Origin of the sequence: Segeticoccus rhizosphaerae (genome assembly GCF_009192725.1) — a bacterium.
Lineage (GTDB): Bacteria > Actinomycetota > Actinomycetes > Actinomycetales > Dermatophilaceae > Segeticoccus > Segeticoccus rhizosphaerae.
In genome coordinates this window covers 1-15,872 of the sequence record NZ_VOHR01000059.1, presented here as the reverse complement: position 1 = coordinate 15,872, position 15,872 = coordinate 1, and the positions used below count along the sequence as shown (strand labels likewise).

At 70.8% G+C, this 15,872-nt stretch carries 13 protein-coding genes, 1 tRNA gene and 1 pseudogene; 8 read left to right on the top strand and 7 right to left on the bottom strand.

The features are described 5' to 3' along the window. The 4 genes and pseudogenes from FRW57_RS07305 to FRW57_RS07290 all read right to left on the bottom strand — a co-directional run. Window positions 1–408: pseudogene (locus tag FRW57_RS07305) on the bottom strand (hypothetical protein); the annotation flags it as partial. Beyond that, complete coding sequence (locus tag FRW57_RS07300; protein WP_202911355.1) at window positions 405–1,484, bottom strand: ABC transporter ATP-binding protein; 1,080 nt, start codon at window positions 1,482–1,484, stop codon at window positions 405–407. The pseudogene FRW57_RS07305 and the gene FRW57_RS07300, both read right to left, overlap by 4 nt. A gap of 7 nt (window positions 1,485–1,491) precedes the next feature. Further along, entirely contained in the window at window positions 1,492–2,130 is a 639-nt protein-coding gene (locus FRW57_RS07295) for a TetR/AcrR family transcriptional regulator (protein WP_137119940.1), read from the bottom strand. Window positions 2,131–2,204: 74 nt separating this feature from the next. After that, entirely contained in the window at window positions 2,205–2,804 is a 600-nt protein-coding gene (locus FRW57_RS07290) for a TetR/AcrR family transcriptional regulator (RefSeq protein ID WP_137120038.1), read from the bottom strand. Window positions 2,805–3,016: 212 nt separating this feature from the next. Here FRW57_RS07290 and FRW57_RS07285 point away from each other — a divergent pair. From FRW57_RS07285 to FRW57_RS07275, 3 genes are all read left to right on the top strand, one after another. Then, a tRNA-Gln gene (locus FRW57_RS07285) sits at window positions 3,017–3,095 on the top strand. Between the two features lie 107 nt (window positions 3,096–3,202). Beyond that, window positions 3,203–3,805 carry a PadR family transcriptional regulator gene (locus FRW57_RS07280; protein WP_238999362.1) on the top strand — a complete coding sequence of 201 codons (603 nt, stop codon included), beginning with the start codon at window positions 3,203–3,205 and terminating at the stop codon, window positions 3,803–3,805. Further along, window positions 3,790–5,349, top strand: coding sequence for an MFS transporter (locus tag FRW57_RS07275; RefSeq protein WP_152185674.1), 1,560 nt, complete (start codon window positions 3,790–3,792; stop codon window positions 5,347–5,349). The genes FRW57_RS07280 and FRW57_RS07275 overlap by 16 nt, the downstream gene beginning before the upstream one ends. Window positions 5,350–5,388: 39 nt before the next feature. On the opposite strand, the gene FRW57_RS07270 is transcribed toward FRW57_RS07275, so the two are convergent. Continuing rightward, window positions 5,389–7,023 (bottom strand): class I adenylate-forming enzyme family protein, encoded by a 1,635-nt coding sequence (locus FRW57_RS07270; protein WP_152185673.1) that lies wholly within the window; start codon window positions 7,021–7,023, stop codon window positions 5,389–5,391. Between the two features lie 26 nt (window positions 7,024–7,049). Next, a complete protein-coding gene (locus tag FRW57_RS07265; RefSeq protein ID WP_137119937.1) occupies window positions 7,050–7,859 on the bottom strand; it encodes an enoyl-CoA hydratase/isomerase family protein in 810 nt (269 codons plus the stop codon). 241 nt (window positions 7,860–8,100) lie between these two features. Between FRW57_RS07265 and FRW57_RS07260 the strand changes: the two genes are divergently transcribed. After that, window positions 8,101–9,978: a glycoside hydrolase family 35 protein gene (locus FRW57_RS07260; RefSeq protein ID WP_152185672.1), complete on the top strand. Its 1,878-nt coding sequence runs from the start codon at window positions 8,101–8,103 to the stop codon at window positions 9,976–9,978. A 28-nt stretch (window positions 9,979–10,006) separates the two neighbouring features. Then, window positions 10,007–10,369 (top strand): PRC-barrel domain-containing protein, encoded by a 363-nt coding sequence (locus FRW57_RS07255; RefSeq protein WP_137119935.1) that lies wholly within the window; start codon window positions 10,007–10,009, stop codon window positions 10,367–10,369. A 112-nt stretch (window positions 10,370–10,481) separates the two neighbouring features. Here the strand turns inward: FRW57_RS07255 and FRW57_RS07250 are convergent, their stop codons facing one another. After that, window positions 10,482–12,644: a heavy metal translocating P-type ATPase gene (locus tag FRW57_RS07250; protein WP_203230242.1), complete on the bottom strand. Its 2,163-nt coding sequence runs from the start codon at window positions 12,642–12,644 to the stop codon at window positions 10,482–10,484. Window positions 12,645–12,894: 250 nt separating this feature from the next. Here FRW57_RS07250 and glmU point away from each other — a divergent pair, with 250 nt between their 5' ends. The 3 genes from glmU to FRW57_RS07235 form a co-directional block, all read left to right on the top strand. Next, complete coding sequence (gene glmU, locus FRW57_RS07245; protein ID WP_152185671.1) at window positions 12,895–14,403, top strand: bifunctional UDP-N-acetylglucosamine diphosphorylase/glucosamine-1-phosphate N-acetyltransferase GlmU; 1,509 nt, start codon at window positions 12,895–12,897, stop codon at window positions 14,401–14,403. Further along, entirely contained in the window at window positions 14,400–15,380 is a 981-nt protein-coding gene (locus FRW57_RS07240; protein WP_137119933.1) for a ribose-phosphate diphosphokinase, read from the top strand. The genes glmU and FRW57_RS07240 overlap by 4 nt, the downstream gene beginning before the upstream one ends. Window positions 15,381–15,458: 78 nt before the next feature. After that, a partial coding sequence (locus FRW57_RS07235) for an inositol monophosphatase family protein (protein WP_338055356.1) occupies window positions 15,459–15,872 on the top strand: 414 nt, incomplete at its 3' end.

Sequence of the window (15,872 nt, the reverse complement as noted above, 5' to 3'; positions counted from 1 at the left end):
CAGCGCGGCGGCCGCCAGCGGCGCGGTGCGCCCGATCCGACCGGCGAGCAGCAGCTCGAGGCGCCCGGACTCCTCGTCGCGGCGGGTGCTGCGGGCGATCAGGCTGATCCCCATCAGTGGCACCGCGAACGACGCCACGAACCCGAACTCGTTGGCGATCACACCGCCGAGGGTGTCGAGCCCGTGCACCTTGCCGTTGAGCAGCATCAGTGCGTCGCCACCGCCGATCGCCTCGGCGTAGCTGTCGATCTTCGCCTGCGTGTCGTAGAGGCCGCTGACCGACTCCGTCGTGAGCACCATCAGCGCGGCGATGCCGACGACCCAGGCCAGGATCGCCTTCCAGCCGATGCGCAGTGAGATGCCGACCATGGGGACAAGGCTTGTCGAGCCGAGACGGGTGGTGCTCATCGACGCGCACCCCGTATGCCGTGCCGGTGGCCACGTCGACCCCGATTGCCGTGCGGGCCAGACGGGTCGACCGAGTCGCCGCCGCCATCGCCGCGGTTCCCGCGGCCGCCCGCGAGCGCCGGGTCGGCGGCGTAGTTGCTCAGGAACAGCTCGTCCAGGCTCGGCGGCTCGCTGGTGAGCGTGTGGATGCCGGCCCCGTGGACCAGGCCGATCGCCTCGTCGAGGTGCTCGGCGTCGACCGTGAAGGACGAGGCGTGCCGGCCGTCCACCTCGCGCTGGTCGAGCTCGCCGACGCCGGGCAGCGTCGCCAGACCGGACGAACGGCCCCGCGTGACGGCGTGGACGCTCGTGCGGGTGTGCCGGCGCAGCTCGGCCAGGCTGCCGGAGCTGACGTTGCGGCCCGCGCGGATGATGCTCACCCGGTCTGCCAGCGCCTCGACCTCTCCCAGAATGTGACTGGACAGCAGGACGGTCACTCCCTGTGCCTGGCGTTCTCGGACGGCCTGCTGAAACACCTGCTCCATCAACGGGTCGAGGCCGGAGGTGGGCTCATCGAGCACGAGCAGTTCGACGTCGGCGGCGAGGGCTGCGATCAGGGCGACCTTCTGCCGGTTGCCCTTGGAGTAGTCGCGGGCACGTTTGGCCGGGTCGAGGTCGAACCGCTCGATCAGCTCCGCCCGCGCCCCGGATCGCAGGCCGCCGTGGGTGTCGCCGAGCAGGTCGAGACACTGTCCGCCGGTCAGTCCCGGCCACAGCGCGACGTCACCCGGCACGTAGGCGAGCCGCCGGTGCAGCGTGGCAGCGTCCTCCCACGGGTCCTGGCCGAAGACCTCGATCCGGCCGGCGCTTGCACGCATCAGCCCCAGCAGGACCCGGATGGTGGTCGACTTGCCGGCACCGTTGGGTCCGAGGAAGCCGTGCACCTCGCCTCGGGCGACGCGCAGGTCCAGGCCGTCGAGGGCGCGGAACCGGCCGAAGGTCTTGACCAGGCCATCGGCCCTGACCAGGTCGTCCAGGTCGTTCCCGTGGTTGCCTCGCTCGCGGGTTGTCGCCGTGGCGTCGGGTGTGGCGTGCATCCTCGTCTCACTTTCTCGCGGACGGTGTCGCAGCGGCGCCCCACAACCCGTCGCGGTAGACGGCCGTCACCTCACGGGCCCAACGGTCGATGCCGGCGGGTGTCAAGGGGTCGAAGCCGAGGACGTGCTCGAGTGGTCCGCGCAGCAGGATCAGCGCCAGGTCGTTGGCCAACGCGAAGGCCGAACGCACCGCCGGGTCGCGGCCGGGGGTGGCCAGCCCCTCCCGGACCATCTGGTTGAAGACGGCTTGCGTCGCGTCATACCAGCTCTGGAACAGCCGCGTCCCGGCCGGATCGCCGGAGAGCAGGAGGCGCCGCAGGTAGGCAGGCAGCGGGGACTCGGGCGGGAAGGCCTCGGCGAAGAGCTGGGCGATCGAGCCGGCGTCGCCGTCCGCCAGCGCCGGGAGGGCGTCGTCCGTGCTGCCCGCGTCGAACAACTCGTCGAAGACCCCTGCGACGTGCTCGTCGACGGCCTCGCGCAGGCCGGCCTTGCTGCCGAAGTGGTGCAGCACCAGCGCCGGCGAGACCCCGGCCGTCGTCGCGATCTGGCGCACGCTGACCGCGCCCGGCCCGTGCTCGGCGAACAGCGCCAGTGCGGCGTTGCGGATGCTGGCGCGGGCAGTGAGGTCGGACTCCCTTGAACGCATGATCAGTATGCTAAACGTGCGTTCAGCTCGCACGCAACCTTTTACTCACCGGTGAGGCGGGCAGGTCGCCGAGGTCAGGGGTCGAGGCGCAGGCGGGGTTTGGCCTCGAGGCCGGCCAGCCCGTTCCACGACAGGTTGACCAGGTGCGCCGCCACGTCGGCCTTCTTGAACTTGCGCGAGTCGAGCCACCACTGACCGGTCAGTGCCACCATGCCGACGAGCATCTGCGCATAGATGGGCGCGGCCTTCGGGTCCAGCTTCTTGCGCTTGAACTCGTCCGCGAGGATGTGCTCGACCTGCGTGGCGATGTCGCTGATCAGGCTGGCGAAGGAGCCGGTCGCCTGGCCGGGCGGCGAGTCGCGGACCAGGATGCGGAACCCGTCGGTCGATCCCTCGATGTAGTCGAGGAGAGCGAGGGCGGCCCGCTCGACCAGGCCGCGGGCCGTGGCCTCGGCGGTCAGCGCCGTGGTGATGCCGTCGAGAAGCATGCGGATCTCGCGGTCGACGACGACGGCATACAGGCCCTCCTTGCCGCCGAAGTGCTCGTAGACCACCGGCTTGGAGACGTCGGCCTTGTGCGCGATCTCCTCGACAGTGGTCCCCTCGAACCCCTTCTCGGCGAAGAGCTTGCGGCCCACCTCGATGAGCTGCTCGCGTCGTTGCTCACCCGTCATCCGAGCGCGGACGGAGGGTGCGTCGGCCTTGACCCTGGGGGCGTTCACCCGGCCATCATGTCAAGTGCCTCCGTCATGCCGATCGCGTATTCGTGCGCCGTTCCATCGAACCTACGCACCGTAACCCACGACCGTCGAGGCGCCGGGCCTCACGCGGTTCGGCCGAGGCCGTCCGGTCCACTACCCTTGCCACGATCCCGCCCGCGGGACGTTCCCCGGTTGCTCTGCTGGTAGGGGCCGCCTGACTTTGAATCAGGATTAGCGACGTAGGTTCGATTCCTACCCGGGGAGCTCCGTGCCCGGCCGGAGAGCCACTGCCAGTGCCAGGTATGCCGTCCGATCGCCGCCGCGGAAAATCAACTCGATCTCACCGGCCCGTCGGTGCTTGACTATTCCGCGTGGAATATTTCGGGCGGTTCAGTGTTGGGACCCTCGTGACGTGTCGCCTGACCCCGCTCGCGATCTCGGTCCTCGCGCTGCTGCGTGAGCGGCCGATGCATCCCTACGAGATGTACCAGCTGCTCGTCGAGCGCGAGGAGACCCGCATCGTCAAGGTGCGTCCGGGATCCCTCTACCACGCGGTCGAGCGGCTCGCCTCCGACGAGCTGGTCGTCGCCACCGGCACCGAGCGCGAGGGCAACCGGCCCGAGCGCACCACCTACGAGCTCACCGACCGCGGGCGCGCCGCGCTGCGTGCCCGCATCCAGGAGCTGCTCGCGGAGCCGGTCAACGAGTTCCCGATCTTCCCCGTCGCGCTGGCCGAGTCCCACAACCTCACGCGTGACGAGGTGCTCGAGGCCCTCGCCCGGCGCCGCGCCGGGCTCGAGGCCTCCGTCACGGAGCTCACGGACCTCCTCGAGGTCGCCCGACGCCTGGAGGTCGCGGAAGCCTACTGGTTCCAGCTCGACTACCTGCGCGCCATCACCACCACCGAGCTCGACTGGATCAGCCGGCTCATCACCCGCATCGACTCCAAGGACCTCACATGGCCGACGCCCTGAACGACCGACCACCCGGACGCCACGAGGCGCCGGTCAGCCCCTGGCCAGCCCTGTGGGCCCTGTGCCTCGGCTTCTTCATGATCCTGGTCGACAGCACGATCGTGTCGGTCGCGACTCCCGCGATCATGACCGACCTGGATGCCGGGGTGAACTCGGTGGTCTGGGTCACCAGCGCCTACCTGCTCGCGTATGCCGTGCCGTTGCTGATCACGGGCCGGCTCGGCGACCGCTTCGGGCCCAAGAACCTCTACCTGGTCGGGCTCGCCGTCTTCACGCTCAGCTCGCTGTGGTGCGGCTTCACCGGCACCATCGACCACCTGGTCATCGCGCGGGTGTTCCAGGGCTTCGGCGCCGCGATGATGACCCCACAGACCATGTCGGTCATCACCCGCACCTTCCCGGCCACCAAGCGCGGCCAGGCGATGGGCCTGTGGGGCGCGGTCGCCGGTGTCGCCACCCTGGTCGGCCCGATCGTCGGTGGGGTGCTGATCGACAGCCTGGGGTGGGAATGGATCTTCTTCATCAACGTGCCGGTCGGCGTGGTCGGGTTCGTGCTGGCGATGATCTTCGTCCCCGTGCTGCCCACCCACAGCCACCGCTTCGACATGGTCGGCGTGATGCTGTCGGCCATCGGCCTGTTCTGCCTGGTCTTCGGGATCCAGGAGGGCCAGAACTATGACTGGGGTCAGATCACCGGGCCGGTCTCGGTCTGGTCCCTCATCGGGGTGGGCGTGCTCGTCCTGGTGGTCTTCGTGGTGTGGCAGGGACGCAACCGGCGGGAGCCGCTGGTGCCGCTGAGCCTGTTCCGCGACCGCAACTTCTCACTGGCCAACGTGTCGATCACGACGGTTGGTTTCGCCATCACCGCGATGGCCTTCCCGATCATGCTCTACGCGCAGAGCGTGCGCGGCCTCAGCCCGACCCGCTCGGCGCTGCTGCTGGTGCCGATGGCCGTCATCTCCGGCGTGCTCGCGCCCTTCGTCGGCAAGCTGGCCGACCGGTTCCACCCGCGCTACATCGCGGGGGTAGGGCTGGCGGCCTTCCCCATCTCGATGGTGTGGCTGAGCCAGATCATGACGCCAGAGGTGCCGATCTGGCAGTTGCTGCTGCCGATCGCCCTGCTCGGCGTGGCCAACGGTTTCATGTGGTCGCCGCTGTCGACGACCGCGACCCGCAACCTGCCGATGAGCCAGGCCGGTGCCGGCTCGGGGGTCTACAACACGACCCGCCAGTTCGGCGCGGTGCTCGGGAGCGCAGCGATCGGTGTGCTCATGGAGTCGCAGCTGGCCTCGCACCTGCCGGCGATGCCCGGTGGAGGTTCGGCCGAGGCCGCTGCGGGCACCGGCCCGTTGCCCGCAGCGCTGCACGACGGGTTCTCCCAGGCGATGGCCAACTCGCTGCTGCTGCCCGCAGCCGTGCTGGTGGTCGGTTTCCTGGCCGCGATGGTCTTCGAGCGGCCGGCACACATGCGGCGTGCACCCGCTGTAGCCGACCGGTCCGGCTCCGAGCAGGCCGACGCACAGCCGGAGCCGTCCGCGGTCTGACCACCACCGGCTCCCCCGAGGGCGGGGCAGGCGGGTGGGTCAGACGGTCTCGAAGAGGCCTTCGGCGTACTCGCCGGCCGCCTTCTCGCGCGCGACGTAGTGCATCTTCTTGCCGGTCGCGGTCAGCGGCAGCTCGTCGACGAACCGGTAGGCACGCGGGCGCTTGTAGTTCGCCAGCATCGGGTGCTCGCGGCAGTGCCGCTCGCAGTCGGCGACGGTGAGCGACTCTCCGGCCGGCACCACGTAGGCGACGACCATCTGACCCCACTTCTCGTCCGGCACGGAGACGACGAGGGAGTCGGCGATGCCGACGTGCCCGTTGAGGGCCTCCTCGACCTGCACCGGGTGGACGTTCTCCCCGCCGGAGATGACCATGTCGTCCTTGCGGCCCACGATGGTGACGTACTCCCCGGCGTCCCACGTGGCGAGGTCGCCGATGTAGAGCCAGCCCTGGTGGTACTTCGCGTCCTGCTCCTCGGTCGAGTTGGCATAGCCGAAGCCGCACTTCGGCGATCGCACGATCACTTCGCCGACCTCTCCGCCACCCTTGGCCACATAGTCGGTGGGGTCCGCCAGCCGGTCGTCGTAGACCTTGACGACGGCCACGTCGTCGTCGGTGCAGGCTCGTCCGGCCGTGCCCGCGTGCTCCGGCAGGTCGCTGGGCCGCAGGAAGGTGTTCCAGAAGGCCTCGGTAGTGCCGTAGCCGTTGAAGATTCGGGCGCTCAGCAGCTCCTGGTAGTGCAGGCACGCCTCGCGTTCCAGCGGCGCGCCCATCGTGACGATCCCGTGCAGAGTGGTCAGGTCACGCGCGCGAGCCTGCTGCTCTCGCGCCAGCATGGCCAGGTTCGGAGGTGCTCCGATGAGGAAGGTGATGCCCTCCTGCTCGACCAGGTCGAGGCACCGTGCGGCGTCGAAAGCGCGCATCGGCACGACCGAACCGCCCAGGTAGAACACGGGGTTCGGCCCGCCGGAGTAGAGCCCGCCGCGGTGGAACCACGGCGACATGTTGAGCGTGCGGTCCTCGGGGGCGAGGGGGAAGTGCATGATCACGTCGTGCGCGGTGAAGACCTCGACCATGCTCGGCAGCGGGACACCCTTGGGCATCCCCGTCGTGCCCGAGGTGTAGAGCCGGGTCGTCTCGTCGTAGCTCGAGGCGGTGCCGGGCAGCTCGCGCGGCGAGTCCGCGACCAGCTCCTCGAACCGCACCACGCCTGAAGGTGTTTCGCCACCGCCCACCATCGCCACCACGGCGGGACGGTGCTGGGCGTGCTCGACCGCCGCCACGGCGTCGTCGCGGAGCGACTCGTCGAAGATGAAGACGACCGGAGTGGAGTCGTCCAGCACGTAGGCGGTCTCGCCGGGTGCCAGCCGGAAGTTGATCGGTGACCCGACCGCCCCGCACGCCTGCGTCGCCAGGTAGAGCAGCGCGAACTCGAGCGAGTTGAACAGCTGGTAGACCACGACGTCGCCGGGCTTCACGCCGGCATCGGCCAGGCCGGTCGCGAGCCGGTCGACCCGTGCGCCGAGCTCGGCGTAGGTGAGCGTCGTGTCGGTGGAGGGATCGCGGAAGGCGACGCGGTCGGCATACCGGTGCGTGTTGCGCCGGAAACCGGACAGATAGCTGAACTCGTGCTCGATGTAGTCGCGGTAGGCGGTGGGGTCGTAGGCGGTCATGTCGCTCACTCTCTGGTCAGGGCACCTCAGGCGGTCGGTCCCTCCGCGGAGGGGAAGTGGGGCGGGCGCTTCTCGGTGATGGCGGCGGCTCCCTCGCGGACGTCGGGTCCCATGAAGCAGAGCATCTCGTAGGCCGCGGACTGGTCGAAGATCGGGCCGGCCAGCTTGAGCCAGTTGTTCAGTGCGCGCTTGGTGAGGCGGATCGCGGGCTGTGAGCCGGTGGCCAGCAGGTCGGCGACCCGGAGCGCCTCGCCCAGGACCTGGTCGCGGGGCAGCGCCTTGCTGACCATGCCCATCCGCTCGGCCTCGGCACCGGTGATCATCTCGCCGGTGAGCAGGTGGTAGCGGGCCTTGGCCATTCCGCACAGGAGCGGCCACAGCATGGCGGCGTGGTCGCCGGCGGCCACGCCCAGCTTGACGTGGCCGTCCCCGATCCTGGCGTCCTCGGCGCAGATCGAGATGTCGGCCATCAGGGCGACCACCGTGCCGGCGCCGACGGCGACACCGTTGATGGCGCTGATGATCGGCTTCTCGCAGTTCACGATGTTGTAGACCATGTCGGACATCTCGCCGAGCATGTGCGAGACCGCGTCGTAGTCGCCCGCCTGGCGCTGCACCATCGCGAGGTCGCCACCCGCGGAGAACGCCCTCCCCGCGCCGGTCACCACCGCCACCCGCGTCCTCGGGTCCCGCGAGACGTCGGCCCACACGCGGGCCAGCTCGCCGTGCATCTGCTCGTCGGCCGCGTTGAGCTTCTCCGGCCGGTCCAGGGTGATCAGCAGGACCCCGTTGTCGCGTCGCTCGAACTTCAGCTGGTGGTAGTCGGCCTCGTCCACGTCCGGCAGTCTCCTCGAAATCGGTGAGGACTGCAGGCTATCCCTCGACCTGGTGCGCGGCTCCGGGTGTGCGGACAGGGGCGAGCCGGTCGGCTCTGGTCTCGACCGACCGGCTCTTGCGCCAGGCACACGCCCGGGGAACGCCCGGCGCCTGTGGACTGCCTACCCGCGATCCCACGGCTCACACCCGTTCCCCGGATCCGTTCGAGAGTCCGTGGCTCGCTGCGTGCAAGGATCCACCGTGTCCACCCCCCTTCTCGTGCACGGCGACCAGTTCCTCCGCGACGGTCGGCCGCACCGGATCGTCTCCGGCGCCTACTTCCGGGTCCACCCGGATCTGTGGGCCGACCGGCTCGCTCGGCTGAGCGCCTTGGGACTCAACACGATCGAGACGTATGTCGCGTGGAACGTCCACGAGCGACGTCGCGGTGAGCACGACTTCCGCGGATGGAACGACCTGCCCCGGTTCCTCGAGCTGGCGGGCGCGGCCGGGCTGGACGTGATCGTGCGGCCCGGTCCCTACATCTGCGCCGAGTGGGACTTCGGGGGGTTGCCGGCCTGGCTGCTGGCAGACGGCGTGCTGCCGGGTGGCGCCCGCACACTGCGGACCAGCGACCCGGCATACCTCTCGGCGGTCGACGAGTGGTTCGACGTGCTGCTGCCCAGGGTCCTGCCGCTGCTGGCCACGCGCGGCGGTCCGGTCGTGGCCGTGCAGGTGGAGAACGAATACGGCAGCTTCGGCGACGACGCTGCCTATCTCGAGCACCTCCGGGCCGGCCTGGTCTCCCGTGGGGTCGACGTGCTGCTGGTCACCTCGGACGGGCCGACGCCCGACATGCTCCGGTGCGGCAGCGTGCCGGGAGTGCTGGCGACGGTCAACTTCGGGTCGCGGACGGCAGAGTCGTTGGACGCTCTGCGAGCGGAGCAGCCGGTCGGGCCGCAGATGTGCATGGAGTACTGGGACGGCTGGTTCGACCACTGGGGCGAGCCGCACCACGTGCGCTCGGTCGACTCCGCCGCGGGCGTGCTGGACGAGCTGCTCGCGGCGGGCGCCAGCCTCAACCTCTACATGGCGCACGGCGGCACCAACGTCGGGCTGTGGAGCGGCGCCAACGTCAGCGAGGGCCGGCACCAGCCCACAGTCACGAGCTACGACTACGACGCGGCGGTCGGAGAGGCGGGCGAGCTGACCGCCAAGTTCCACGCCTTCCGCGAGGTGATCGGGCGACACCGCGAGCTGCCACCGCTGACGCGTGTGCCCGAGCTGCCCCGTCTCGCCACGCAGCGGGTGCCGACGACCGCCGGGCCGGGTCTGCTCGAGGTCGCCGAGGAGCTCGGGGAGGCGGCGGCGTCACCGATGCCGCTGACCATGGAACAGCTGGGCCAGGACCACGGCCTGGTGCACTACCGCGGCCGGGTGCTGGCGCCTGCGGGTGAGCATCCTTTGTCCGTCGTGGGGCTGCACGACCGAGCGACCGTGCTGGCCGACGGCCGGCCGCTCGGCGCGCTGGACGGCAACGAGACCGAGGCTGCGTTGACGGTGCGAGGCAGCGGCGCCGTGGTCCGGCTCGACCTGTTCGTGGAGAACCAGGGCCGGGTCAACTACGGCACGCAGCTGGGTGAACGCAAGGGCATCACCGGCGGTGTTCGGCTGGGGCGCCGCTGGATCCACGGGTGGGCGAGCCGCCCGGTCCGGCTGGACGACCCGGGCTTCCTCACCGCCGTCACCCGGTTCGCCGAGCGGGCGGGGGCCGGGCCAGGAGCGGACCGGAGCGGCGCGCCCGAGGGGAGCGGCGCGGCATACGGCGGCGGGGGTGCACTGGCGCCCGTTGCGGCGGAGGCTCCCATGTTCCACCGGGGCGAGATCTCCGTGCCGGCACCCGGCGATGGCTTCCTGGCGCTGCCCGGTTGGGGCAAGGGATTCGTGTGGCTGAACGGGTTCCTGCTCGGTCGCTACTGGCACGTCGGGCCGCAGCGCACGCTCTACGCACCGGCACCGCTCTGGCGCAGCGGCAGCAACATCGTGTGGGTGCTCGAGATGGAGACCGCTGGTGGCCCGCTCGAGCTGCGCGACCGCCCCGACCTCGGCCCGGTGACCGACCCGGCGAAGCCGGATTGAGCGGGCCGGACGCGGGTACCGTGAGGCCATGCGCGCATTCGAGGTGGACGACATCCGTGACTGGCGCGGCCACGACGTGGTCGACGAGGGCGGCTCCAAGGTGGGGGTCCTCGAGGCGGTCTACTTCGACACCGCCAGCGAGGAGCCGACCTTCGCCAGCGTGCGGATCGGCTTGGCCGGCCGGCGCCGGCTGGTCTTCGTGCCGCTGGAGGGGGCGCGCGTGGCTCCCGACCACGTCCGGGTGATGCGGGCCAAGAAGCTCGTCAAGGACGGCCCCTCGATCGACACCGACGGCGAGCTCACCGCGGAGGCCGAGGCCGACGTCTTCGCCCACTTCGGGCTCGACTACCGGCCGGGCGCGAGCGGTGAGCGCCGCCTCGGCCGCCGCTGACGCCGGTTGCCGCTCGTGGGGAATGATCGTGGGGTCTGCGACAGCCCGCTGTCGCAAACCCCACGATCACTTCCCGCGGGGATCCATCAGGCGTGGTCGGTATGACGTCCGCTCACCGGTGCACGGTCGTCTCGGCGCCAACGGTGTCACCTGTGCCATCTCGGCCTCGTGTGCCTGCTGCCTCGAGCGGCGCAGGGCGCAGGTCCAGACGGCGCAGCAGCTGTGCGTTGGCGGCGACCACGATGGTAGACAGCGACATCAGCACCGCTCCGACGGCGGGTGACAGCACGACCCCGGCGAAGGCCAGCACGCCGGCGGCCAGCGGCACGGACACCAGGTTGTAGCCGCTCGCCCACACCAGGTTCTGCCACATCTTGCGATAGCTCGCGCGCGACAGGTCGATCACCGACAGCACTGATCGCGGGTCGTCGGAGGCCAGCACCACGCCGGCCGACTCGATCGCCACGTCGGTGCCGGCGCCGATGGCGATGCCGACCTCGGACCGCGCCAGCGCCGGGGCGTCGTTGACGCCGTCGCCGACCATGGCCACGCGGTGTCCTCGCCGCTGCAGTTCGGCGACCTTGGCGTCCTTGTCCTTCGGCAGCACCTCGGCGAAGACCTCGTCGATGCCGAGCCGTGCGGCGACCGCGTCGGCGACCGGCCGTGCGTCGCCGGTGACCATGGCCACCTTGACCCCGCGCTCGTGCAGCGCGTCCACCGCGTGCCGTGACTCCTCACGCACCTCGTCCTCCAGGGCCACGGCACCCACGACCGCGCCTTCGCGCAGCACGTGCAGCACGGTTGCCCCGCGGGCGCTCCACGAGTCGGTGGTCGCCACCAGCTCAGCCGGTATGTCGACCCTCGCCTCCCGCAGGAGCGCCGGCCCACCGACGGCGACCCTCGCGCCGCCGACGGTCGCCTCGACACCGCGGCCGGTCGAGGAACGGAAGTCCTCGGCGGCAGGGGCCGCGCGACCGGTCTCGGACCGGTGTCGGGCCACGATGGCGCGGGCCAGTGGATGCTCGCTGTCGGACTCGACCGCAGCGGCGAGGGCGAGCAGCGCGCCCTGGTCGAGGCCGGCGTCCGCGACCACAGCGAGGTCGGTCACGAGCGGTTGCCCCTTGGTCAGGGTCCCGGTCTTGTCGAAGAGCACCACATCGACCTGCCGCATCCGCTCCAACGCGAGCCGGTCCTTGACCAGCACACCAGAGGCCGCGGCGCGCTCGGTGGAGATCGCGATGACCAACGGGATCGCGAGGCCCAGGGCGTGCGGGCAGGCGATGACCAGCACGGTCACCGTGCGGGTGACGGCGTCGTCGAGGTCGCCGAGCAGCGCCCACGCGATGAAGGTCAGCACGCCCGCGGTGGTCGCGAAGTAGAACAGAAGGGCCGCGGCGCGATCCGCCAGGGCCTGCGCCCGCGACGACGACGACTGCGCCTCGCTCACCAGCCGGCCGATGCCGGCGAGGGCGGTGTCCTCGCCCACGGCCGTCACCCGCACCCGGAGGGCGTTGTCGGTCGCGACCGTCCCGGCCACCACCGCGTCCCCGTCGCCGCGGTCCACCGGTGCCGACTCCCCGGTGATCATCGACTCGTCCACCGCGGCCCGGCCCTGCACGATCACGCCGTCCGCGGGCACCCGGCCCCCGGAGCGCACCAGGACGACGTCATCGGTGAGCAGCTCGGTGGTGGCGACCTGCTCGACGCCGGAGTCGGTCACCTTCTCGGCGGTGTCCGGCAGCAGGGCGGCGAGGGCGTCCAGTGCACCCGAGGCCGCTCCGAGCGCCCGCATCTCGAGCCAGTGCCCGAGCAGCATGATGACGATCAGGAGGGCCAGCTCCCACCAGAAGTCCAGGTGGAAACCGCCGATGCCGAGCGTGGTGACCCATGACGCCACGAAGGCGACCGTGATCGCCATACCGATCAGCAGCATCATCCCGGGCTGCCGCGACCTGGCCTCCGACCAGCCTCCGGTGAGGAACGGCTGCCCGCCGTAGACGAAGATGACGGTGCCCAGCACCGGCGCGATCCAGTGGGCGCCCGGGAAGTCCGGCGGCGCGTAGCCGAGCAGGTCGCCGACCATCGGGCTGAAGAACACGACGGGCAAGGCGAGCAGGAGGCTCAGCCAGAACCTGTCGCGAAACTGCGCCGCATGGTCGCCGTGCCCGCCATGACCCGCATGGGCGTCATGCCCGTGGGCGTCGTGGCTCGACCCCGGGTGGTGCGCGTCCGCCCCCTCGGCAGTCATGTTGTGAGCCGTCTGCTCGTGTGCCATGTGTCGGCCTCCCTCGCGGTTTGATGATACCCCATGGGGGTATCTAGAGGGGGAAGCGCCGTAACCGGCCGGATATTCCACGCCCGCACGGGGGATGAGGTGGGAGCGGGCGCGGGCGAGGAGGGAGCGTGGTGGTAGGCGAGGGGAGCGGCCGGACGGCGGCACCCGGCGGGTAGCATCGCAGGCGGCAGCGGGCCAGCCTGCCCCTGTTCGCCTGTCCGGATCCCCACACCACCGGGAGAGCCACCGCGTGACTACCCACCGCCCGGCCGCCGTCATCGTCCTCGCCGCCGGGGAGGGCACCCGGATGAAGTCGGCCGTCCCCAAGGTCCTGCACACCATCGGGGGGCGCAGCCTCCTCGGCCACGCCATCGCCGCCGCGCGCGGTGCCGGACCGCAGCACCTGGCCGTCGTGGTGCGCCACGGCCGCGACCTGGTCGCGGCACACGTGACCGAGGTCGACCCGGAGGCGCTGGTCGCCGACCAGGACGAGGTCAAGGGCACCGGCCGCGCGGTCGAGTGCGGGCTCACCTGCCTCCCGTCGGACCTGACCGGCACGATCCTGGTGACCTACGGCGACGTGCCGCTGCTGGCGGCCGAGACCCTGACCTCCTTGGTCGCGGCGCACGAGGAGTCGGGCAGCGCGGTCAGCGTGATCACCGCCGACCTGCCCGACCCCACCGGCTACGGCAGGGTGCTGCGCGACGGCGACGGGGCGGTGGCCGGGATCGTCGAGCAGAAGGACGCGACGGCCGACCAGCTCGCGATCACCGAGATCAACTCGGGCATCTACGCGTTCGACGCCGACCGCCTGCGCAGCGCGCTCGCCCGGGTCGGCACCGACAACGCCCAGGGCGAGAAGTACCTCACCGACGTCCTCGCCATCGCGCGCGGTGACGGTTGCAGGGTCAGCGCGCACCTGGTCGACGACCTGTGGCAGACCGAAGGCGTCAACGACCGCGTCCAGCTCGCCCGGCTGGGCGCCGAGCTCAACCGGCGCACCGTCGAGCGGTGGATGCGCGAAGGCGTCACGGTGGTCGACCCCGCCACGACGTGGATCGACACCGACGTCTCCTTCGGCCGCGATGTCACGATCCACCCCGGCACCCAGCTGCACGGCGCCACCACGATCGGTGACGACGTCGAGATCGGCCCCGACACCACGCTCACCGACGTGGAGATCAGGAGGGGTGCACACGTCATACGCACGCACGGCTCGCTCGCGCTCATCGGTGAGGGGGCGAGCGTCGGACCGTTCGCCTACCTGCGGCCGGGCACCGAGCTCGGCCCGGACGGCAAGATCGGCACCTTCGTGGAGACCAAGAACGCAGTCATCGGCGAGGGGGCCAAAGTGCCGCACCTGACGTATGCCGGGGACGCCCGGATCGCGGAAGGCGCCAACATCGGGGCGGGGACGATCTTCGCCAACTACGACGGACAGACCAAGCGCACCTCGACCGTGGGGCGGTACACCTTCGTCGGGAGCGGCTCGGTGCTCGTGGCGCCGGTGCACCTCGCGGACGGCACCTACGTCGGCGCCGGGTCCACGGTCACGCTCGACACCGACCCGGGCGAGCTCGCGGTCGCCCGCGGGAAGCAGCGCAACGTCGAGGGATGGGTGGCGCGCAGGTTCCCCGGCAGCGCGACGGACGAGGCGGCCAAGGCGGCGGGGGAGTGCGCGGGCGCGGCGGAACAGGACGGCATACCGGAGGCCGCCGCGCCGGTTGATCCTGCTGATGGCGGGGCGGCCCGGGCATGACCGGCCTCAAGCACAGCCCGGAGAAGAAGCTGATGATCTTCTCCGGACGGGCCCACCCCGAGCTCGCCGAGGAGGTCGCCTACCAGCTGGGCACCGAGCTCGTGCCGATGCAGGCGTATGAGTTCGCCAACAGCGAGATCTACGTGCGTTACGACGAATCCGTGCGCGGTTCGGACGCGTTCGTGCTGCAGGCGCACACCGCGCCGATCAACGAGTGGATCATGGAGCACCTGATCATGGTCGACGCGCTCAAGCGTGCGTCGGCCAAGCAGATCACCGTGATCCTGCCGTTCTACGGCTACGCCCGGCAGGACAAGAAGCACCGCGGGCGCGAGCCGATCTCGGCCCGGTTGATGGCCGACCTGTTCAAGACGGCAGGCGCCGACCGCCTGATGGCCGTCGACCTGCACACCGCGCAGATCCAGGGCTTCTTCGACGGGCCGGTCGACCACCTGATGGCGATGCCGATCCTGTCCAAGCACGTGGAGCGCAAGTACGGCAACGAGAAGCTGGCCGTGGTCTCGCCGGACGCGGGCCGGATCAAGGTGGCCGAGCAGTGGTCGCACCGCCTCGGCGGCGCGCCGCTGGCGTTCATCCACAAGACCCGCGACATCAACCGGCCCAACCAGAGCGTCGCCAACCGGGTGGTCGGTGAGGTCGAGGGTCGCACCTGCATCCTGGTCGACGACATGATCGACTCCGGTGGCACGATCACCCAGGCCGCCGACGCGCTGGTGAAGGACGGCGCGGCCAGCGTGGTCATCGCCGCGACGCACGCGATCTTCTCCGACCCCGCGGTCGAGCGGCTCAAGAACTGTGTGGCGCGCGAGGTGATCGTCACCAACACGCTGCCGATCGACCCGGCGAAGTACTTCCCCAAGCTGACCCAGCTGTCCATCGCGCCGCTGATCAGCCAGGCGATCCGTGAGGTCTTCGAGGACGGCTCGGTGACCAGTCTGTTCGACGGCCGCGCCTGACTGGCGCGCTCCGCCCCGGCCGCCACGTGACGGCATACTGTGTTCCCACTCGACTCACCGAAAGCTGAGGTGTCGCACGTGTCTTCCGACAGTGACCTGGCCCGAGAACTGGCCGAAGGGGCGGGCCGGATGCTGCTCGTGGTCCGCGCGCAGGAGACCGATGGCCCGACGCTGAAGCGGCGTGGCGACGCGGAGTCGCACGAGTGGCTGATGGCGCAGCTGAAGGAGCGGGCGCCCGAGGACGCCGTGCTCTCCGAGGAGGGCAAGGACGACCGGGGGCGGGTCGACGCGGCGCGAGTGTGGATCGTCGACCCGGTGGACGGCACCAGGGAGTACTCCGAGCCCCCGCGCGACGACTGGGCGGTGCACGTGGCGCTGTGGGAGCGCGGTGCCGACGGCACCGGCGAGCTGACCGCAGGTGCGGTCGCACTGCCGGCCCGCGACGTCGTCTACGACACCGGTCAGCCGCCGGTCGTGCCCGCGCGCTCCGGC